Source organism: Exilibacterium tricleocarpae, assembly GCF_007004655.1.
GTDB classification, from domain to species: domain Bacteria; phylum Pseudomonadota; class Gammaproteobacteria; order Pseudomonadales; family Cellvibrionaceae; genus Exilibacterium; species Exilibacterium tricleocarpae.
The window spans coordinates 239,837-260,727 of the sequence record NZ_ML660090.1; the positions used below are offsets into that span (position 1 = coordinate 239,837).

The 20,891-nt window shown below is 59.0% G+C and carries 17 protein-coding genes; 13 read left to right on the top strand and 4 right to left on the bottom strand.

Going from position 1 to position 20,891, the window contains the following annotated elements; all coding sequences use genetic code 11:
• Positions 1–19: 19 nt before the first annotated feature.
• Both spoT and FKG94_RS07465 read left to right on the top strand, forming a co-directional pair.
• Positions 20–2,137, top strand: a complete 2,118-nt coding sequence (gene spoT / locus FKG94_RS07460) for a bifunctional GTP diphosphokinase/guanosine-3',5'-bis pyrophosphate 3'-pyrophosphohydrolase (RefSeq protein ID WP_142903576.1) — start codon at positions 20–22, stop codon at positions 2,135–2,137.
• A 60-nt stretch (positions 2,138–2,197) separates the two neighbouring features.
• Positions 2,198–2,581, top strand: a complete 384-nt coding sequence (locus FKG94_RS07465; protein WP_142903577.1) for a RidA family protein — start codon at positions 2,198–2,200, stop codon at positions 2,579–2,581.
• Here FKG94_RS07465 and FKG94_RS07470 read toward each other — a convergent pair.
• Positions 2,568–3,443, bottom strand: a complete 876-nt coding sequence (locus FKG94_RS07470) for an SDR family oxidoreductase (RefSeq protein ID WP_179957533.1) — start codon at positions 3,441–3,443, stop codon at positions 2,568–2,570. The genes FKG94_RS07465 and FKG94_RS07470 overlap by 14 nt on opposite strands.
• Positions 3,444–3,623: 180 nt before the next feature.
• Between FKG94_RS07470 and FKG94_RS07475 the strand changes: the two genes are divergently transcribed.
• The 3 genes from FKG94_RS07475 (at position 3,624) to FKG94_RS07485 (ending at position 8,288) form a co-directional block, all read left to right on the top strand.
• On the top strand, positions 3,624–4,550 hold the full coding sequence (locus tag FKG94_RS07475; RefSeq protein ID WP_142903579.1) for a hydrogen peroxide-inducible genes activator: 927 nt from the start codon (positions 3,624–3,626) through the stop codon (positions 4,548–4,550).
• Positions 4,551–4,559: 9 nt separating this feature from the next.
• Positions 4,560–6,695, top strand: a complete 2,136-nt coding sequence (gene recG, locus FKG94_RS07480; RefSeq protein WP_142903580.1) for an ATP-dependent DNA helicase RecG — start codon at positions 4,560–4,562, stop codon at positions 6,693–6,695.
• Between the two features lie 177 nt (positions 6,696–6,872).
• A complete protein-coding gene (locus FKG94_RS07485) occupies positions 6,873–8,288 on the top strand; it encodes an aminoacyl-tRNA deacylase and HDOD domain-containing protein (RefSeq protein WP_142903581.1) in 1,416 nt (471 codons plus the stop codon).
• Between the two features lie 102 nt (positions 8,289–8,390).
• On the opposite strand, the gene FKG94_RS07490 is transcribed toward FKG94_RS07485, so the two are convergent.
• Complete coding sequence (locus FKG94_RS07490) at positions 8,391–9,719, bottom strand: dicarboxylate/amino acid:cation symporter (RefSeq protein ID WP_142903582.1); 1,329 nt, start codon at positions 9,717–9,719, stop codon at positions 8,391–8,393.
• Between the two features lie 141 nt (positions 9,720–9,860).
• Positions 9,861–10,136, bottom strand: a complete 276-nt coding sequence (locus FKG94_RS07495; RefSeq protein ID WP_142903583.1) for an HU family DNA-binding protein — start codon at positions 10,134–10,136, stop codon at positions 9,861–9,863.
• 280 nt (positions 10,137–10,416) lie between these two features.
• Here FKG94_RS07495 and FKG94_RS07500 point away from each other — a divergent pair, with 280 nt between their 5' ends.
• The 8 genes from FKG94_RS07500 (at position 10,417) to FKG94_RS07535 (ending at position 18,334) form a co-directional block, all read left to right on the top strand.
• On the top strand, positions 10,417–11,022 hold the full coding sequence (locus tag FKG94_RS07500; RefSeq protein ID WP_142903584.1) for a chorismate--pyruvate lyase family protein: 606 nt from the start codon (positions 10,417–10,419) through the stop codon (positions 11,020–11,022).
• Positions 11,019–11,963: a 4-hydroxybenzoate octaprenyltransferase gene (gene ubiA, locus FKG94_RS07505; RefSeq protein ID WP_142903585.1), complete on the top strand. Its 945-nt coding sequence runs from the start codon at positions 11,019–11,021 to the stop codon at positions 11,961–11,963. Before FKG94_RS07500 ends, ubiA begins: the two co-directional genes overlap by 4 nt.
• Positions 11,964–12,115: 152 nt before the next feature.
• Positions 12,116–12,820, top strand: coding sequence for a phosphate regulon transcriptional regulator PhoB (gene phoB, locus FKG94_RS07510; protein ID WP_142903586.1), 705 nt, complete (start codon positions 12,116–12,118; stop codon positions 12,818–12,820).
• 72 nt (positions 12,821–12,892) lie between these two features.
• A complete protein-coding gene (gene phoR, locus FKG94_RS07515) occupies positions 12,893–14,227 on the top strand; it encodes a phosphate regulon sensor histidine kinase PhoR (protein ID WP_142903587.1) in 1,335 nt (444 codons plus the stop codon).
• A gap of 86 nt (positions 14,228–14,313) precedes the next feature.
• Entirely contained in the window at positions 14,314–15,465 is a 1,152-nt protein-coding gene (locus FKG94_RS07520; RefSeq protein WP_142903588.1) for a GNAT family N-acetyltransferase, read from the top strand.
• A gap of 131 nt (positions 15,466–15,596) precedes the next feature.
• Complete coding sequence (locus FKG94_RS07525; protein ID WP_218943467.1) at positions 15,597–15,914, top strand: helix-turn-helix domain-containing protein; 318 nt, start codon at positions 15,597–15,599, stop codon at positions 15,912–15,914.
• The gene (locus tag FKG94_RS07530) at positions 15,911–17,146 is read left to right on the top strand and encodes a type II toxin-antitoxin system HipA family toxin (protein WP_142903590.1); all 1,236 of its coding nucleotides are present in this window, start codon (positions 15,911–15,913) and stop codon (positions 17,144–17,146) included. The genes FKG94_RS07525 and FKG94_RS07530 overlap by 4 nt, the downstream gene beginning before the upstream one ends.
• A 291-nt stretch (positions 17,147–17,437) precedes the next feature.
• The gene (locus FKG94_RS07535) at positions 17,438–18,334 is read left to right on the top strand and encodes an NAD(P)-dependent oxidoreductase (RefSeq protein WP_142903591.1); all 897 of its coding nucleotides are present in this window, start codon (positions 17,438–17,440) and stop codon (positions 18,332–18,334) included.
• A gap of 212 nt (positions 18,335–18,546) precedes the next feature.
• On the opposite strand, the gene FKG94_RS07540 is transcribed toward FKG94_RS07535, so the two are convergent.
• The gene (locus tag FKG94_RS07540) at positions 18,547–20,808 is read right to left on the bottom strand and encodes a TonB-dependent receptor (protein ID WP_142903592.1); all 2,262 of its coding nucleotides are present in this window, start codon (positions 20,806–20,808) and stop codon (positions 18,547–18,549) included.
• Between the last annotated feature and the right edge of the window lie 83 nt (positions 20,809–20,891).

A 20,891-nucleotide genomic window follows, 5' to 3' on the forward strand; every position in this document is an offset into this window, starting at 1 on the left:
CCATTGAAGGAGGACGCCATTGCAAACCATTGACGCGCTGAGTCACCGCCTGTCCTCCTACCTCGAAGCCAAACAGATCAACCTCGTCCGGCGGGCCTATTATTACGCCGATCAGGCCCACTTCGGCCAACTGCGCCGCAGCGGTGAGCCCTATATCACCCACCCGCTGGCCGTCGCCAATGTGCTGGCGAACATGCACATGGACCACCAGAGCCTGGCGGCGGCCATGCTGCACGACGTCATCGAAGACACCGGTATCGGCAAACAGGCCTTGACCGACCAGTTCGGCGATACCGTTGCCGAGCTGGTGGACGGCGTCAGCAAACTGACGCAAATCGAATTTGAATCCCAGGCGGAAAAGCAGGCGGAGAACTTCCAGAAAATGGCGCTGGCAATGGCCAAGGACATCCGCGTGATTCTGGTGAAACTGGCCGACCGCCTCCACAATATGCGCACCCTGGCCGCCCTCAATCCCGAGAAAAAACGCCGCATCGCCAAAGAGACCCTCGAAATCTACGCCCCCATTGCCAACCGCCTGGGCATGAATGATATGCGGGTGGAGTTTGAAGACCGGGGTTTTTCAGCCATGTACCCGCTGCGCACCCGGCGCCTGCAGGCAGCGCTGCAAACCGCGCGCGGCAATCGCAAAGAGCTGGTGGAGAAAATTCAACAGACCCTGGAACTGCGACTGGAGCGCGAGGGTATTACCGCGCTGATCATCGGCCGCGAAAAGCACCTGTTCAGCATCTACCAGAAAATGCGGCAGAAGAAGAAATCGTTCAAGGAAATCATGGACGTCTACGCGTTTCGCATTATCGTCCACAACGTGGACACCTGCTACCGCGTGCTGGGGGCCATTCACAACCTGTACAAGCCCATCGTCAGCGAGTTCAAAGACTATATCGCCATTCCCAAAGCCAACGGTTACCAGTCACTGCACACCGTGCTGCTGGGTATGCACGGGGTGCCGATCGAGGTCCAGATTCGCACCAAGGAAATGGACGAGATGGCCAACAACGGCATCGCCGCTCACTGGCTGTACAAGTCCGACAGCAGCGCCGCCTCGGTTACCAGTCACGCCCGCGCCCGCCAGTGGGTGCAGGGGTTGCTGGAAATCCAACAGCGCGCCGGCAATTCGCTGGAGTTTATCGAGAACGTGAAGATCGACCTGTTCCCGGATGAGGTCTACGTCTTCACCCCCAAAGGCAATATCGTCGAGCTGCCCTCGGGTGCCACACCGGTGGACTTCGCCTACGCCGTGCATACCGATATAGGGCACAGTTGTGTCGCCTGCCGTATCAACGAGCGCCTGGCACCGCTGTCGCAGCCGCTGCAAAGCGGCCAGAAGGTAACCGTCATCACCGCGCCGGGGGCCCAGCCCAACCCCAACTGGCTGGATTTTGTCGCCTCCGGCAAGGCGCGCAGCGCCATCCGCCACTTTCTGAAAAACCAGCGCCATCACGAGTCCATCGAGCTGGGCCGGCGCATGCTCAACCGCGCCCTGAGCAGCAGCGGCACCCACCTGGACAAGCTCGACGAATCACAAGTCCGGCAGCTTTTGCACGAGACTCACGCCCAGTCGCTCGACAGCCTGCTGGAGGACATCGGCCTCGGCAACCGTATCGCCCAGGCAGTAGCCAAGCTGTTGCGCGCCGAGACAGCCCAGGAAAGCGCCGGCCCGGGCAATATCTACTCGCCGCTGATGATCGAATCGGCCGACAGTCTGATGATCAGCTTCGCGCGCTGCTGCCGGCCCATTCCCGGCGACCCCATTATCGGTCATATCAGTGCCGGCAAGGGCCTGGTCATTCACCAGGATACCTGCCGCAACGTCAGCGATTTGCGCAGCAATCCGGAAAAAATCAACCAGGTCAACTGGGCCCCCACGGTAACCGGTGAATTCCTCGTGGATGTGCGCGTGGAGGTGGAATCCGAGCGCGGTATCATCGCCACCCTGGCCACTCGCATCACCGAGCAGGGCGCCAACATCGAACAGATCAACGTCGACGAGCGCGACGCCCACAACAGCGTGATAAACCTCTGTATCGGCGTCAACAACCGCATCCATCTCGCCAACATCATGCGCCGCATTCGCAACATGCACTCGGTCATTCGCATCAGCCGAAGCAAAAATTAATACCCATCGCTCAATGCACAGACACAACCTCGATACGATATTGAAACGCGGGACACCGTCATGACCAACAAAGCCATTATCTCTACCGACAAAGCCCCGGCCGCCATCGGCACTTACTCGCAGGCGGTCAAGGTCAACAACACCGTCTACCTCTCCGGCCAGATTCCGCTCGATCCGGACACCATGACCCTGGTGGACGGCGACTGCGCCAGTCAGGCTCACCAGATGTTTAAAAACCTGCGCGCCGTCTGCGAAGCCGCCAACGGCAGCCTCGCCCATGTGGTGAAATTGAATATTTTTCTCACCGACCTGGGCAACTTCACCACCGTCAATGAAGTGATGGCGCAATACTTCGAAGAGCCTTACCCTGCGCGGGCAGCGGTCGGCGTCAAGGAGTTACCCAAGGGCGCGCAAATCGAGGCCGATGCCATTATGGTGATCTAGGGTTTTGGGATTCATCCAACTCAGCACCGTAACCACTGCGGTAATCCGGGTACTGAAACCGGTAACCCGTCGACAGCAGCAGGCGATTGCTGCAGCGCTTTCCCTGGCCCCGGGAGGCCGACGGCTGCAAATGATCCGGCGGCAGGCCGAGGCGCCCGGCCAGCCACTGCTTCACATCCCACAGGGGCGCGGGGTCACAATCACTGGCCACATACACGGGCGCCAGCGATCCGGGCCGGCGGCTCAACGCCATTAGGTGTTGCAACACCCCGGCACAGTCTTCGGCGTGAATGCGATTGCTGTATTGGGGCGGCGCCTGACAGGCGCCGGCACCGTCGCGTACCTGCTGTACCAGGCGCGCGCGGCCGCGACCGTAGATACCCGAGAAGCGCACCACACAGCCGGGCAGCCCACTGTCCAGCAGGCACCGTTCCGCTTCCAACAGGCGCCGCCCGGAAAAGCTCTGCGGCCGGGTCGGCGCGCTTTCATCCACCCACTCGCCGGCATTTTGACCGTAGACACTGGTGCTGGAGACAAAAATCACCAGCCGCGGCGGGTGACTCAATGCGGCCAGTTCACTGGTCAACACCGTCATGGTATCGACGTAGGCACGCCGATAACCGGTATCACTGCGCGCGTCCGGCGTCAGGGTCGCCACCACGACATCGTAGGCCTCGCGCCGCAGCAGCGCCGCGGTCGGCGCCCGCTCACTCACATCACCGCTAACGGCGTGAATCGGCGCCGGCAGGGCTGTGTCACTGCGACGCAAACCGTGCACTTCGAAAGCGGCGGGGTCGAGCCGCCGCGCCAAGCGCCGGCCGAGATCGCCGCAACCGACGATTAACAACTTTTCTACAGACAATCTGCCATATCTCCGTAAAATCCGGTTGAAATTTACCCTCAGGGGTCGATAACTGAATTAAAGATTGAAAAGTACTACCACTCCTTGCTAACTTTCCAGAACTAATCGATAGAAAGGAGATAGACGCCACTGGCGGAACGCTTGTGTGGCCCCGCTACCTGGAAGGCTTCGTGCACCCCTATGACGCTCACGGAATTGCGCTACATCGTTACTCTGTCTCAGGAACAACACTTCGGCCGCGCCGCCGAGCGTTGCTTCGTGTCCCAGCCGACCCTCAGCATCGCGGTCAAAAAGCTGGAGGACGAGTTGGGTGTGGCCCTGTTCGAGCGCTCCAAAACCCGGGTACAACCCACGCCGCTCGGCGAAAAAATCGTCACCCAGGCACAACTGGTCCTGGAACAGACTTCGATTATCAAAGACATCGCCAGTGCCGGCAAAGACCAGCTCAGCAGCCCCCTGAAAGTCGGCGCCATATTTACCATAGGCCCTTACCTGTTTCCCCATTTTATTCCGCAACTGCAAGCGCTGGCGCGCAACATGTCGCTGTTCGTGGAGGAGGGTTATACCGCAACTCTGCGCAAACGGCTGCGCAAAGGCGAGCTGGATGCCATTATCATCTCGCTGCCGTTTACCGAGGCCGACGTCATTACCCAACCGCTCTACGACGAATCCTTTGTCGTACTGATGACTCGCGATCACCCGCTGGCAAAAAAGAGCAAGGTCCGGCCGCAAGACCTCAACGAGCACAATGTGCTGCTGCTGGGGGAGGGCCACTGCTTTCGCGATCAGGTGCTGGAAACCTGTCCCAACCTGCAACCCTCGCTGGAGGGAGTGAACGGCCGCATCCGCACCGCCACCGACGGCAGCTCGCTGGAGACCCTGCGCCATATGGTCGCCTCCGGACTCGGCATTACCGTACTGCCGAGCTCCGCCGCCGGCGCCGCCCAATACGCTCCCAGCCTGCTGGTCACCCGGCCCTTCGACGACCCGGGTCCGTCGCGCACCGTCGCCCTGGCCTGGCGTGCCAGCTTCCCGCGCCACAAGGCCATCGACGTGTTGCGCACGGCCATCAGCCAGTGCCAGCTCGGTGAACATGTCCTGAGTTGATCAGCCGCCGTGGCCAATAACCGCTCCACGCCACCCGGGCCCGCACAGGGCAATGCAGCTGCAAACAGCCCGACTGTCGACCAGGTAGCGGTCACCGCTCTCAAAGGCGTCGGCAAGCAACTGGCGGAGAAGCTTGCCAGGCTCGGTGTCTTTACGCTGCAGGATATATTGTTCCACCTGCCGCTGCGCTATCTGGATCGCACCCGCGTTACGCCTATCGGCGCCCTGCAGGCCAATGTCAGCGTAGTTATCGAGGGCGAAATCAAAGCCGTCGACGTGGTCTACGGCCGCCGCCGCAGTCTCATGTGCCGCCTGCAGGATCACACCGGCACGGTGACCCTGCGCTTTTACCATTTTTCCGGCGCCCAACAGCAGCGCCTGAGCCAGGGTACCCGGCTGCGCTGCTACGGCGAAACCCGGCGCGGCGCCTCGGGGCTGGAACTGTATCACCCGGAGTACGACTTTCTCGATCAGGCCCAGCCGCCACCCCTGTCGGCCCACCTGACCCCTATCTACCCGGTAACCGAGGGCGTGACCCAGCAGCGCCTGCGGGGGTTGGCGCAACAGGCACTGGCGCTGCTCGACAGCCACAGCCTGCGCGAGCTGATACCGGCGACACTGCGCCGCCTGCACAACCAGGTCGCCCTGGCTGAGGCCCTGCGCTATCTGCACCAACCGCCCCGCGATGCCCCGGTCACAGAACTGTTGGAAGGCCGGCACCCCTACCAGCAGCGCCTTGCGTTTGAAGAATTGCTCGCCCACCAACTCAGCCTGTGGCGGGTACGACAACAGATTCAGGCCGAAGGCGCTCCGCCACTGGCCACCCGGGACGACATGGCCGCACGCCTGCTGGCACAACTGGACTTCGAGCTGACCCCCGCCCAACAGCGGGTTGCCGGGGAAATCTATGCCGACATCGGCCGGCCGGTGCCGATGCTGCGACTGGTGCAGGGCGATGTCGGCTCCGGTAAAACCGTGGTGGCCGCCCTGGCAGCGGTGCAGGCGGTTGCCAACGGCTATCAGGTGGCTGTGATGGCACCGACCGAGATACTCGCCGAACAGCACCGCCGCAGTTTCGAACAGTGGCTGCAGCCGCTGGGTATCGACACCGCCTGGCTCACCGGCCGCCAAAAAGTCGCTCAGCGGCGCGAGCAGGCCGAGCAGATCGCCAGCGGCCGCGCCCAGGTCATTATCGGCACCCACGCCCTGTTCCAGAACGACGTGGTATTTGCCGACCTGGGCCTGATCGTGATCGACGAACAGCACCGCTTCGGCGTCCACCAGCGCCTGTCACTGCGGGAAAAAGGCGCCGGGCGCGGGCGCCGGCCGCACCAGTTGATCATGACCGCCACCCCCATCCCCCGCACCCTGGCGATGAGTGCCTACGCCGATCTCGACTGCTCGGTTATCGACGAGTTACCACCGGGACGCACCCCGGTCACCACCGTCGCCCTGGCCGCAACCCGGCGCGACCAGGTCATCGAGCGGGTGCGCCACGCCTGTGGCGAGGGGCGTCAAGCCTACTGGGTCTGCACACTGATCGAGGAATCGGAGGTCCTGCAGGCCCAGGCGGCCGAGGCCACTGCGCAGGAATTGCAAAGCGGCCTCGCCGAACTGCGGGTCGGCCTGCTGCACGGGCGCCTGAAACCGGCGGAGAAAGAGGCCACCATGGCCGCGTTCAAGGAGGGTCAATTAGACTTGCTGGTAGCCACTACCGTCATCGAAGTGGGGGTGGATGTGCCCAATGCAAGTCTGATGATCATCGAGAATCCGGAACGCCTGGGCCTGGCCCAGTTGCACCAACTGCGCGGTCGCGTGGGGCGCGGCGCAGCCGCCAGCCACTGCGTGCTGCTCTATGGCGCGCCACTGTCGCAGCACAGCCGCGAGCGCATCAGGGCCATGCGCGAAACCAACGATGGTTTCGCCATCGCCGAAATCGACCTGCGGCTGCGCGGCCCCGGTGAGGTACTGGGCACCCGGCAAACCGGTGATATGCAATTGCGTATTGCCGACCTGCAGCGAGACGCCGGTCTGCTGGCGGACGTCAAACGCTGTGCCCGGGCACTGATCGAGACTGAGCCCGACCTCAGCACAGCGCTCATTCAACGCTGGCTCGGCCGCAACCAGGACTACGCCAAGGTTTAAAGGGACGGTTTAGCGGGACTGTCCCGATGAACTGTCCCGATGAACTGTGCCGCTGAACTGTCCCACTGAACTGCCCGGCTGAACTACAATTGATCTTGAACAACCCTGATATATCGACAACACTAAGCGACTGAGACGTAATAATAACAACCAATATAGCAGCGAGAGGATAACAATTTGCCGGTTCCCACCAGTGTCAAGCAATTACTGGAAACACAAAACATCGCCTATCAGGTGTCGACCACCCGAAACGAGAGCGAGGAGGGCACTGGTGAACTCTGGCACCAACTGCGGCACCAACAGTATCTACGCCATGCCGGCGCCGCCAAGTCGCTGATTCTGCAAGACCACAAGGGCCGTATTCAAGTGTTGATCCGGGCCGACTGCCTGCTCGATCTGAGCGCCGTCAACCAACAGTTCGGTCGCGAATTCACCGCCGTGCCCGAAACCGAATTGCGCAATTTTTTTGACCAGCACCAGCTGCAGTCGATCCCGGCGCTGCCGCAGATAGCCGGCCTGCAGTCGGTGGTGGATCACCGCCTGCTGCAGCCGGAGGAGCTGCTGCTCGATGCGGGCGCCGACAGCCAACTCCTCGGACTGAAACAGGCCGACTTTCAACAAATTCTCACCGACGCCACCATCTGCGATATCGCCGTGCCGCTGGCCGCGCTGGAACAACCCGACACGCTCAACGACGATGAAACCCAGATTCGCCACTCCCTCGACAACTTCACCCGGCTGCGTATCAAGCAGCGCCTGGAAGACACCCTGGAGCTGCCACCGCTGCCGGAAACCGCTCAGCGCATCATCAAACTGCGGGTCGACCCCAACGCCGACATCGGCGACCTGGCCAATATCGTCGAAACGGACCCGAGCCTGGCGGCCCAGGTGGTGGGTTGGGCAGCGTCTCCCTACTACTCGGCGCCCGGGAAAATCAAATCCATTCACGACGCCATTGTGCGAGTGCTGGGTTTCGACATGGTGCTGAACCTGGCCCTGGGCCTGGCCCTGGGCAAAACCCTGAACATGCCCGCAGACGGCCCTCGCGGCGCCACACCCTATTGGCGCAAAGCGGTCTATACCGCCACCACCGTCGAGGCGCTGGTCACCGCCATCCCCAGGGAGCATCGCCCCAGTTTCGGCATGGCCTACCTGGCGGGGCTATTGAACAATTTCGGTTACCTGGTGCTGGCAGAGGTGTTTCCGCCGTACTTCACCACCATCAACCGCTACAGCGAAGCCAACCCCCAGGTCGGGCATCAGGCGATCGAGCGCCATATCATCGACATCACCCGTGAACAACTGGCCGGTTGGCTGATGGATTTGTGGAATATGCCGCAGGAAGTGGTGATCGCGTTGCGCTATCAGAACGACCCGGACTACGCCGGCGAACACCACGAGTACGCAAAACTGGTGTATCTCGCCCAGTTGCTGCTGCGCCAGCAGGGTATCGGCTCGGGGCCGGTCATGGCGACACCGTCGCAACTGTGCAGCTGCCTGCACCTGACTCCCGAGCAGGTGGGTGCCGCCATCGACGGCATCATGGAGTCGTCCACGGAACTCAATAATATCGCCGCGCAGATGGGCGGCTGAGACAGCGCTTCGCTGTCCCGCACCTATTTTGAAACACCCGCACCTGGCTGTCAGGACCCCGCGCCCGGTTTCAAAACCCAAGCCCGGCTTCAAAAACTGTACCTAGCCGGGCTGGGTGGCCTGCAAGGCGCGCGCGCCGTTCTCCTCCTCTTCCCGAGCCACCAACTGCTCGGTGCTGGTGGCAAACATGTCTTCGTTCAGCTCGCCCTCGGTCTTGGCCACCACCAGCGACACCATGGAGTCACCGGTGACATTCACCGCGGTGCGCACCATATCCAGCAGCCGATCGACGCCGATGATAAACGCAATACCTTCGGCCGGCAGCCCCACCTGGGTCAGCACCATAGTCAGTGTTATCAGCCCCACTCCCGGCACCCCGGCGGTGCCTATGGAGGCCAGGGTGGCGGTCATGATCACCATCATGTAGCCGCTCAAACCGATATCGATACCGTAGGCCTGGGCGATAAACGCGGTGGCCACACCCTGCATAATCGCGGTGCCGTCCATATTGATGGTGGCACCCAGGGGTACTGTAAAAGAAGCCACGCTGTTGTCGACGCCGAGGCGCTTTTCCGCCGTGCGCAGCGTTACCGGAATGGTGGCATTGCTGGAGGCGGTACTGAACGCAAACATCATGACCGGGCGCAATTTGTTGAGAAACGTAGCCGGATTGAGACCCGCCAACAGCTTTAACATCAACGAGTAAACACCGAGACCGTGCAATAACAGCACACCCACCACACAGAAGAAATATTTCCCGAGTTTCCAGATGGCATCGATACCGAGACCGGAAAACAATTTGGCCAGCAGGCAGAACACACCGTAAGGCGCCAGGTGCATCAGCATAGTGACCATCTTCATGATGACATCGTTGAAGTCGTTGAAAAAACCCGCCACCTGCCGGCCCCGTTCACCGCTGCGGGAGATGGCGATACCCATCAAAATGGCGAACACAATCACCTGCAGCATATTGCCGGCGGCCATCGCCTGCACCGGGTTGTCGGGGAAAATATTGATCACGACATCTTTCAGGGAGGGCACGGCGGAGGGTTCAAATGCCACCTCTTGCTGCAGGTCTATGCCGGCACCGGGCTGCACCACGGTGCCGGCTATCAGCGCCAGGCTGATGGCGACGGCTGTCGTAAACATGTACAACACCAGGGTTTTGCCCGCCATGGGTCCCATGCGGGTGTTGTCGCCGAGCGACGCCGTGCCGCAAACCAGGGAGACAAACACCAGGGGCACCACCAGCAGTTTCAGCGAGGCGACGAAGATACGCCCAACCACATCGAACAGACCATCGACGATAAAGACGTCAATCCAGTTATTGAACGTCGCGGCAAGCCAACCCTGACTGCTGGCAATATTGATCATCACCCCAAGGGCCAGTCCAAGCACCATCGCCCAGATAATACGTTTGGTTAAACTCATACTTGTTATCGCACCTCTAGATTACACTCGGTCATTATTGTTTTGGCGTCTCGTTATTATCGACGGTCCCCAATACGGGTTGATGTCGACGCGAAACATAGAATCTGATCGGTTCCCCACCCGCCGATCAGATCGCGCCGGTTACTCGTTGAGACAGTCTTTCAATGCCTTGCCCGGGCGAAACCCCACGGAGGCAGTCGCCGGTATTTGAATGGTTTCTCCGGTTTGCGGGCTGCGTCCGGTGCGGGCGGCACGCTGGCGCCGGAAAAAGGAGCCGAAGCCAACCAGGGTGACGCTCTCGTCGCGGCTCAGCGCGTTGGTGATTTCTTCAAAAATTGCCGACACCACATCATTGGCGCGATCTGCAGGGAGGTCAGCGAGATCGGCAACGGCCGCAACCAGATCACTCTTATGCATGTAGTTATTCCCGATTGGACTGACTGCGACCCATATGGCTGAAAAGTTATTGAAAAAATGCTGATAAGCCGCCGTCCCCGCATTAAAACAAGGGCGGCCGGTTCGGTAAAGTATTTTCAGAAGTGCACGCAGTGGCGTTCAGGCAGGGCCGGCCTTGTTTTAATGCCGGGCAAGAGCGGTAAATTTTGCCTTTTTCAACAGCATCATTCCCTGTACTCTCGCTGTACTCTGCAACAGATGTGGATAGAATAGGCGCCTGTCTTTACCGCGGTGCTCCAGTTTGTACGTATTTTCCAGCAGCGGCAGCCGGCACCGGCCCGGACCGCGCAAACCCGGCGAGCCGGTCTGGTCGGCCAGACCCGGCGGCAACCGGCGACCCGCCGCCCATCTGCGGCGCTGGTTGCTGGATCGCGGCTCGCTCACCCAACACCTGATCTGCGCCAGTCAGGGCCGTTTCGCCGTGCAGGTGCTGCACCAGGCCATCGGCTGTCCGCGCCCCGGTGAGGCGCGGGCACTCGGCCTCGGGCCCCGCCGCCGGGCCCTGATCAGGGAGGTGATACTCTACGGTCGGGATCAGCCCTGGGTCTTCGCCCGCAGCATCCTGCCGCTGTCGACTCTGACCGGGCGCCAGCGGGCCCTGCGCCGACTCGACGACCGGCCGCTGGGCGCGCTGCTGTTCAAGGACCCGTCGATGCGGCGCGGCCCTATCGAAATGGCGCCCATCCTGCCTGCACACGGTATCCTGCCCCTGCACCTGCAACACCCGCAGCCGGCCTGGGGGCGCCGTTCGGTATTTTACCTGGACGCCAAACCGCTGTTGGTCTGTGAGATATTTCTGGCGACCTTTGGCCCGACCGGCCATCCGATGGATAATAGCGCGCTATGACTGCCAAACCCTCTCCGTCATCCGGCAAACGAGCCACCACTGCGGCGCGCGCCCGGCGCAGCGCCGCCCGCAAACGCCCGGGGCTCCTGCTGGGCTACTGGCGCCTGATGCGCTTTGACCGACCCATCGGCATGCTGCTGCTGCTGTGGCCCACGCTCTGGGCACTGTGGTTTGCCGCCGAGGGGCTGCCGGAACCCGGGCTGCTCGGAATTTTCGTCGCCGGAGTGGTGCTGATGCGCGCAGCCGGCTGCGTTATCAATGATTTTGCCGATCGGCATGTCGACGGCAGTGTCAAGCGCACCCGGGACAGACCCCTGCCCAGCGGTCAGGTCTCACCGGCGGCAGCGGTCACCCTGTTTGCGATCCTGTGCCTGGCCGCCTTCGCACTGGTATTGATGACCAACACCCTGACCATACAATTATCGTTCGGCGCCGTGGCGCTGGCGTTTTGCTACCCGTTTATGAAACGCTACACCCACCTCCCGCAGGTGGTATTGGGGGCGGCTTTTTCCTGGGGTATACCCATGGCCTTTGCCGCGCAGACGGGCAGCGTCGCCCCCGACGCCTGGCTGGTGTTTATCACCGCAGTGCTGTGGACCATCGTCTACGATACGTTTTACGGCATGGTCGATCGCGACGACGATATCGCCGTCGGCGTCAAATCCACGGCGATCCTGTTTGCCGAACACGACCGGCTGATCACCGGCTGCCTGCAGGGGCTGGTATTAGCCGGTCTGGTGATCGTCGGGGACAAGTTTTCCATGGGGGGCTTCTACTACCTGGGTGTAGCCCTGGCGGCCGTACTCTTCGGCTACCAGCAGTATCTGATACGACATCGGGAACGGGAGGCCTGTTTTCGCGCATTTTTGGATAATAATTATGTCGGCATGGCGATATTTGCGGGCATTGTCGCCGACTATGCCTCTAAAAGCCTTCAATAGGCGGGCACTATCGGGTTGATACCCGGAGATTAAACTGCCCGCCGGCCGCTGTTTGTCATAAACTTGCAACATAACCTTTATTTAATGCCTGTCTGGTATACCGAAAAAATGTTGAGAGTGCCGCAACCCAGGTCCGGTGGAGTACAGGTGAGATGCCCGATAAAACCATTTTGATAGTCGACGACGAAGCCCCCATTCGGGACATGTTGCGAGTCGCCCTGGAAATGGCGGAATACAACTGCCTGGAAGCGGAGGACGCCCAACTGGCCCACAGCCTGATCATCGACGAAAAGCCGGACCTGATCCTGCTGGACTGGATGTTGCCGGGCACCAGCGGCATCGAACTGGCCCGGCGCCTGAAGCGCGAAGAAGTCACCGCCGAGATACCGATCATCATGTTGACCGCCAAGGGCGAAGAGGACAATAAAATCCAGGGCCTGGAAGTGGGGGCCGACGACTATATCACCAAACCCTTCTCGCCACGGGAGTTGGTGGCGCGCCTGAAAGCTGTGCTGCGCCGCACCGATAACACCTCCGACAATGCGCCGATCACCGTCGACAGCCTGTGCCTGGACCCCACCAGCCATCGGGTCACCATCGATGACCACCCGGTGCAGATGGGGCCGACGGAATACCGTCTGCTGGAGTTTTTCCTGACCCACCAGGAGCGGGTCTACAGCCGCAGCCAGTTGCTCGACCACGTCTGGGGCGGCAATGTCTACGTGGAGGAGCGCACCGTGGATGTCCACATCCGCCGCCTGCGCAAAGCCCTTAACCACGAGGGCCACGACCGTTATATCCAGACCGTGCGCGGCGCCGGTTATCGCTTTTCCACCAAGGTTTCCATTCGCGCCTGATAGCGCTTGACTAAACCCGGCTTAACCAGCAGGCTGCGGTCTGTAAAAAGGCTTTGAACTCCAGGTGTTCCCTTGCTGACAGGATACTCCGCCGAGCTTCGGCGCATCGCTATTTACGCCGCCCTGTGCGTGGCTATCGGGCTGATAACCGGCTATCTGGTCTGGGCGCTGATTATTGGCGGCGTGCTCTACCTGACCTGGATTTTCTGGCAGATTCGACGCCTTGACCAGTGGTTGACACTCAGTCGTAAACATCCCCAGTCCCCGCCCGACGCCAGTGGTATCTGGGGCGATATCTTCGATAATATCTATCGCCTGCAACAGCGTCACCGCAAGGAAAAACGCCGCCTGCAGCAGGTCATCAGCCGCATGCACGAGACCACCGCCGCGTTTGCCGACGGGGTCGTGGTGGTCGACTCCCGGGGCAATATCGAGTGGTGGAACAAGTCCGCCGAGCTACTGCTGGGCCTGCAACAGCAGGACAGCGGGCACCCCCTGGTCAACTACGTTCGCAACCCCCGCTTTATCAACTACTTCGACTCCGGTGACTACCGGCTGCCGGTGGATATGCCCTCGGCCCGCGAAAGCGACAAACGCCTGCAGTACCAGATCAACAGTTTCGGCCAGGGCGAGCGTCTGATCGTAGTGCGTGACGTCACCCGCCTGTACCGGCTCGAAGCCATGCGCAAAGACTTTGTCGCCAATGTCTCCCACGAGCTGCGCACGCCCCTGACCGTGATTCGCGGTTACCTGGAGACCCTGGGCGACAGCCAGGACCTCTCCAGCGTGTGGCAGAGGGCGCTGCTGCAAATGCAGCAGCAGAGCGAGCGGATGACCGCCTTGATCAACGACCTGATTACTCTCTCCACCCTGGAAACCGACGATCCGGAACGGGACCAGCGCTGCATCGCCGTCGAACCGATGCTGATGATGATCAGGACCGATGCCGAGGCCTTCAGCGGCGACAAAGGCCACCGGGTAACCCTCGACTGCGAGGCCAACGCCTATATCCACGGCAGCGAAAAGGAACTGCGCAGCGCTTTTTCCAACCTGGTTTTCAACGCCATCAAATATTCCCCCAGCGACAGCCAGGTGGACATCAAATTCTGGAATGGCGAGGACGGTGCTTATTTTGCGGTCACCGATCGGGGTGTGGGTATCGACCCCATCCATATCCCTCGCCTTACCGAACGCTTCTACCGCATCGACAGCAGCCGCTCCAACGCCACCGGCGGCACCGGCCTGGGGCTGGCCATTGTCAAGCACGCGCTGGTGCGTCACGACGCCCAGTTGCAGATCGAGAGCCAACCGGGGCAGGGCAGCACCTTTACCTGTCACTTCCCGCTGGCCCGTGTGGTCCGGAGCACGGCGCCGAATGTAACGCCGCTGCACAGCCGGGCCGGCTGATTTGCTGACCTCAATCTGCCAACTTAAATTTGCTAAGCTAATTTGCTAAGCTAATTTGCTAACCTAATTTGCTAAACTACGCGGCTATGCAAGCCGAATTTATCGACTCTATCGACACCGTAGCGCCGGCGGCATGGCAGGCGCTGTGGTCAACCGATTACCCCTTCACCCGCCACGGGTTTCTGGCCGCCCTGGAACACAGCGGCAGCACCAGTGCCGCCACCGGCTGGCAACCCTGCCACCTGCTGCTCAAACAGGGACAAGAGCTGGTGGCGGCACTGGTACTGTTTAAAAAGCTGCACTCCTACGGCGAATATGTATTTGACTGGGCCTGGGCCGACGCCTACCAGCGCAGCGGCCTGTCTTACTATCCGAAGCTGGTCACCGCAATTCCCTTCACCCCCGCCACCGGCCCGCGCCTGGGCATAGCTGCCGGTGTTGACAGGGCTGAGGTGCAGCGGCATATGTTTGCGGCGCTCAAAGAGAAAGCGCAGCAATGGCGGGTGTCCTCCTGGCACTGTTTGTTTCCGGAACCCGAACTGTCGGTGCAGCTTCAAGCGCAGCAGTTCAGCCGCCGCCGCGGCTGCCAGTTTCACTGGTTCAATCGCGGTTACGAAAATTTTGAGGATTTCCTGTCGAGCTTTACCTCGCGCAAGCGCAAGAGCCTGAACCGGGAGCGGCGGCGCGTGCGCGAGCAGCAGATCGAGTTGGAGGTTCGCAGCGGTGGTGAGATCAGCGACGCCGAGTGGCGACAGTTCTACGAGTTTTATCACCTGACGTATTTTAAACGCAGCGGGCGCCAGGGCTATCTGGGCCCGGACTTTTTCCCGGCGCTGGCCAAAACCATGCCGGAGCAGATAGTGATGGTGATGGCCCGCCATCACGGCGATCTGGTAGCGGCGGCGCTGAACTTTCGCGATCGGCATACACTCTACGGTCGCTATTGGGGTTGTCGCGCGGAATTCGACACGCTGCACTTTGAAGCCTGTTACTACCAGGGCATCGACTACGCCATTGCCGAGGGCCTGCAAAAGTTCGATCCCGGCGCCCAGGGCGAACACAAGATCCAGCGCGGTTTCACCCCGGTGGCAACCTGGTCCAACCACTGGATCGCCGATCGGCGTTTTCGGATGGCGATTGATGACTTCCTGCAACGGGAGAATGTTTCGGTGGAGCAGTATATGGCGTCAGCGCGGGGGTACTTGCCGTTTAAGCAGGCTGATGCAGGCAGTAGCTGACAGTCGCGGGGACAGGCTTACCTATGGCCATCAAAAAGGTAGGTATAGATAACTGTAGGTTCCAGAAGAGTGCTTTACTCTTCTCCTAGCGATCACTATAATTACCAAAATTGTTGAAAATGGTAACTATAGTGACCATTAGCAAATCTGGCTCAAAACGAAGTGCCGTTGTTTTTCCCAAAAACCAGGAAGTACTTTCCCGACTTGGCGAGAATATTCAATTGGCCCGAAAGCGCCGCAAATATACCCAAACTCTGATTTCGGAGCGCACCGGGCTGAGCCGTTTAACCATCCGCAAAATTGAAAATGGAGATCCAAAGGTCTCTTTGGGCCACTATGTCGCGGTGTTAGGTGTTTTGGGATTAGTGGAAGACCTGGCAAAAGTGGCCAGCGATGACGAACTGGGCCGCAAGCTCCAAGATATCAAGCTGATGAGTAAACAAAAATGAATACCGAAGTATTTGTATTCGCCGATTGGGAAGAATTCGAAGAACCTGTGTTGGTTGGAACACTGCGCTCCGCCGTCACTAAAAATAAGGAACACTTCAGCTTTCGCTACGATGATAAGTGGTTGCAGCGCCCCAATGCCCGGGAAATAGACCCGGGCCTTCAATTGTTTTCAGGTGAGCAACACAATGCGGCTTCCAACAACTTTCGGGTATTTTTAGATTCCTGCCCCGACCGTTGGGGGCGATTGTTGATGAAGCGTCGTGAAGCTATCACTGCACGGCAGGAGGAAAGGCGCCCTCGCATTCTCCATGAAGTCGACTACCTTCTTGGCGTACATGACCTCTATCGCCAAGGTGCATTGCGGTTCAAGCAAGCTGTGGACAGTGACTTTCTGGATAATAACGAGCGACTGACTGCACCTCCGATATCATCTCTAAGAGAATTGGAGTACGCAGCCCAGCAAGTAGAGGCCAGCGATAGTGAAGACTCCGAGTATTTGAAATGGCTGTATATGTTAATGTCCCCAGGCTCTTCATTGGGCGGTGCCCGACCTAAAGCCAGCGTGGTTGATGAAGCCAATCATTTGTGGATTGCCAAGTTTCCAAGTCAGCATGACGATCAGAACATCGCTGCCTGGGAGTTTCTGGCATATCAGTTGGCTCTGAAAGCCGGCATTGAGATGGCGCCCTGTAGAATCGAACGTTTCAACAGTCACCACCATACTTTCTTAACTCGGCGTTTTGATCGTACCTGCACCAGCCGCTTACATTTTACGTCAGCGCTGACACAGCTTGGCTACTATGACGGAGATTATGATGCCAGTTATATCGAGTTAGCTCAATTCCTCACTGAACATGGTTCCACTACCAAAAAAGATCTCGAACAGCTATGGCGTAGGATTGTATTTAACATCGCGATTTCAAATACCGACGATCATTTAAGAAACCACGGGTTTATCTACAAAAAAGGTGGCTGGACTCTGTCACCGGCTTACGATATCAACCCCGTTACCCCCTCAAATGGACTGCACCTGAATATTACCGATGATGACAACAGTCTGAACTATGATTTAGCTATGGATGTCATCGGCTTTTTTCAATTGGAAGAGAGTAAGGCCGAAAAAATCAGAGCGGAAGTGCTAACGAGTGTCGGCCAATGGGAAACCGTCGCGAAAAGCATTGGGATCAGTCGAAACGAACAACTGTCGATGTCTCCAGCATTTAATGTTTAATGGAAGTGGAAAATCTAATTTTTTAAATAGAGAGGTAGTACTGGGTAGAACAGACCGGAATCGTGCCTCTAATCGTTCTTGAGCCACTATCTTCAGGAAGTTCGGCCGCTGTTTATATCCATTGAAACAGCGCTATTTAAATAGCCTATTTCGTTGTCGATTTAACTTTTTGAGAAAGCTTTGAGGAGAATACTATTAAAGCGAACGCAATCGATTCGGAGTTGGTTCGCTATATATCTGGTGCTACAGCCTACTATGTGTCCTTAAGACAAAAATCGAGCCTTATCAACAGTGAATATTGTTTTCGACAGCCGGACCTTCAGCTTTGACAAGTGGCGGCCACCACTGCAGCGACAACTGCCGCAAGCCCATTTCTTTGCCGCCGGCAGCCCGGAGGCGCCGGCCGATCCGGACTATGTGCTGCTGTGGAAACCGCAGCGACTCGACTGGTCCGCCTGCATATCCCTGCAGGGCGCCATTGCCCTGGGCGCCGGGCTCGACGGCTTTGCCGGTTTACAGTTGCCACCGGGCATCAAACTGCAACGCCTGGCCGACGCCGGTATGCAAATGGCGATGAGCGAATATATTCACTACGGTGTGCTGCATTTCCAGCGGGGCTTCAATCATTACCTCAACGCGGCAAAGTCGCGCAACTGGCAGCCGCTCGACTACCGGCCGGCGGCGCGCACCAGAATCGGTATTCTCGGACTCGGACATCTGGGCAGCGCGGTGGCGACCTACCTTGCCCGCCACGGCTATCCGGTTGTGGGCTGGAGCCGCAACGATAAGTCCCTCCCCGCAGTCACCTGCCTGGCAGGCGAGAGCGGCTTGAAGGAAATCTTGCCTCAATGCGATATTCTGGTGAATCTATTGCCGTTGACCGATCACACAAAACATTTACTCAATCGGGAAAAATTCGCCGCACTGCCGCGCGGGGCAGGTTTTATCAATGCCTCGCGAGGTGCGGTGATCGTCGAACAGGACCTGCTCGACGCCTTGGCGGCGGGTTTGCTTGGCGGGGCGCTGTTGGATGTCTTTGCAGAGGAGCCACTGCCACCGTCACATCCGTTTTGGGGCCATCCCGATATTCGGGTTACACCACATATTAGTGCGCCTACATTGATCGAACCGGCCGCTGTGGAAGTTGCGCAGATGGTTCGGGTCTCGAAGGGGTCAAGTCTTGACTAATAGAATAACGCGGGGGCCAACTGTATCGAAGGGGTCAAGTCTTGACTAATAGTATTTAAGAGATTAATCGGCCCCTGCGTTATTCTATTAGTCAAGACTTGACCCCTTCGACTCTTCGACTTCTGACCCCAACTGATCAACTGATACCTGACAACAGATCGCACCGCCGAGACCAAGAAAAAAGGGCGCCGGATTGCGACGCCCTGAACTGACTAGAAATTATAACTGACCGAACCGGTTACCGTGCGCGGGTTGCCGTAAAAAGCGGTCACGGTTCCCCCTGGGCCGAGAGTCGGAAAGTTGTAACCGGCCACTTTATACTCCTTGTCAGACAGATTCTTTCCATGTAAACCCACCTGCCACTTGTCGTCATCGGACGTCCACACCACACTGGCGTTGACCAGACTGTAGCCGGGCTGGTCCAGCAGCTCATTTTTAATTTCGAACTGATGGGTTTCGCTGCGATAAGCGATCTGCCCGGTAACCGATAATTCACCGGCATGATCCGAAATGGCCAGGGGCACTGCATAGGTCATGGCATAAAAGGCAGTCAGCTCCGGGGTATTTTGAAACACGCGATCGTCCGCCACATTAACGCCGAGCACTTCAAATTCGTCGTACTCGGCATCGATGTACCCGATTGCCGCATTGGCTTGCAGCGAGTCGCTCAAAAATGCGGTCAGCTCCAGCTCAACGCCGGAAATATCCGCTTTGCCGGCATTGGTTACAGTGCCGGCAAAACTGTCGTCGACGCCGTCACCATCGGTATCTATCGCCTCAGAACCCGGAATCTGCACATCCTGGTAGTCGCTGAAAAACAACGCGATATTGGCATTCAGCCGGCCGTCGAGCGTGGTGGTTTTTACACCGACCTCAAAAGCATCCACCGTTTCCGGTTCGAAACCGTCGCGGATTTCCGCCACCGCATAGTTGCCGCGGGGATCGAAACCGCCCCCTTTAAAGCCGGCGCTGTATGACGCGTACAGATGCAGAGCGTCCTGGGGTTGCCAACTGATACTGACCCGCGGCGTAAAATCTTCATCGGTGCGATCGTTGCTAAAACGGGGCACCACCTGGTTACCGTCAGCATCGACGACTTCATCAGTAACGGATATCGCCCCGGCGTTGCCAAAGAACGGCGAGGCCGATCCTGCAAACGCTTCCCTGACGACAGTTGAAGCGCGTTTATCACTGGTAAAACGCCCGCCCACCGATACACTGACCGTATCGGTCAGATCGTAGTTGAGATCGGCAAACACCGCCCAGGTTTCAGTATCCACATCACCCTGGGTAAAGGACGCACTGCCAAACTGGGACAACACCACATCAAACGCGGTAAACGCATTGGCATCCAGATAATAGACACCCGCCACCCCCTGCAAGCGGTCGCCCTCGAACAAGACTTGCAGCTCCTGGCTGAACTGGTGGTTGTCATAGATTGCCGGCACGTCGAAAAAAGCCTCGGGCAGGCTGTCAAAATCGATCGGCGTTTCACTGCGGTCTTCGCGATAGGCAGTGATCGATTTCAGGGTCAGGACATCGTCGAGAGACCACTCCGCCGTCAACGACGCGCCGTCCTGGGTAACTTCATTTTTGCGCAGGGAACCGACCTGGGTAATGCCGGCGCGCGTATCGAAGACATCGTTTAAAATCGGGAAGCCCGGCGCCGCGGTCAACCGGTGGCCGCCTTTCGGGCTGGAGTCATCGGTGCTGGTATCGGCCGCCAGGCGCAGAAATAAAGCGTCGGCCGGTGACCACTCGAGGCTGAACCGGGCCGCCAGAATATCCTTATCGTAATTTTCCTCACCGGTAAAAAGATTCTCGCCAAAACCGTCGCGCTGAAACGATGCCACTGAACCGCCGACCCGCAGGGTGTCGCCGAGCGGGGCACTGGCGGTGGCAACGATATCGCGCTGGCTGAAGTTACCGAGCGAGCCTTTGATCCGCAGTTGCGGCTCGTCGCCCAGGCGCCGGGTCACGTATTTGATGGCACCGCCAATGGTGTTGCGCCCGTAGAGTGTACCCTGGGGTCCGCGCAACACTTCAATGCGCTCCACATCGTAGACATCGAGCACTGCACCCTGCGGTCGGTTCAGATAGACATCATCGACGTAGATGCCAACGCCCGCCTCGAAACCCGCCACCGGGTCCTGCTGGCCGACACCGCGAATAAATGCCGTAATGGTGGTGTTGGTGCCGCGCGATACCTTCAAGGTCGTATTGGGTATACTCTCGGCCAACTGCACGATATCCGGCGTGCCGGTCTTCTCCAGCGCGTCACCGCCAAAGGACGAAAGTGAGATGGGAACTTCCTGCAGCGTTTCATCGCGACGGCGAGCGGAGACAACCACCTCCTCCATCTCCAGTGACTGCGCGGCCACCGGCAGCGCCGCACCACCGGCAGTGAGCCCCGCCAGGGTCGCACCGCCGATGCTGGCGGCAATGCTGCGCGACAATTGGGTTCTCGGTTTCATCGTCTCTAGCCTCCGTCAAATGATTTACATATAGTCGTTATCGTCCGCAAACTCTACTGCAAGTGCCGCTGCGCTTCCTCTAG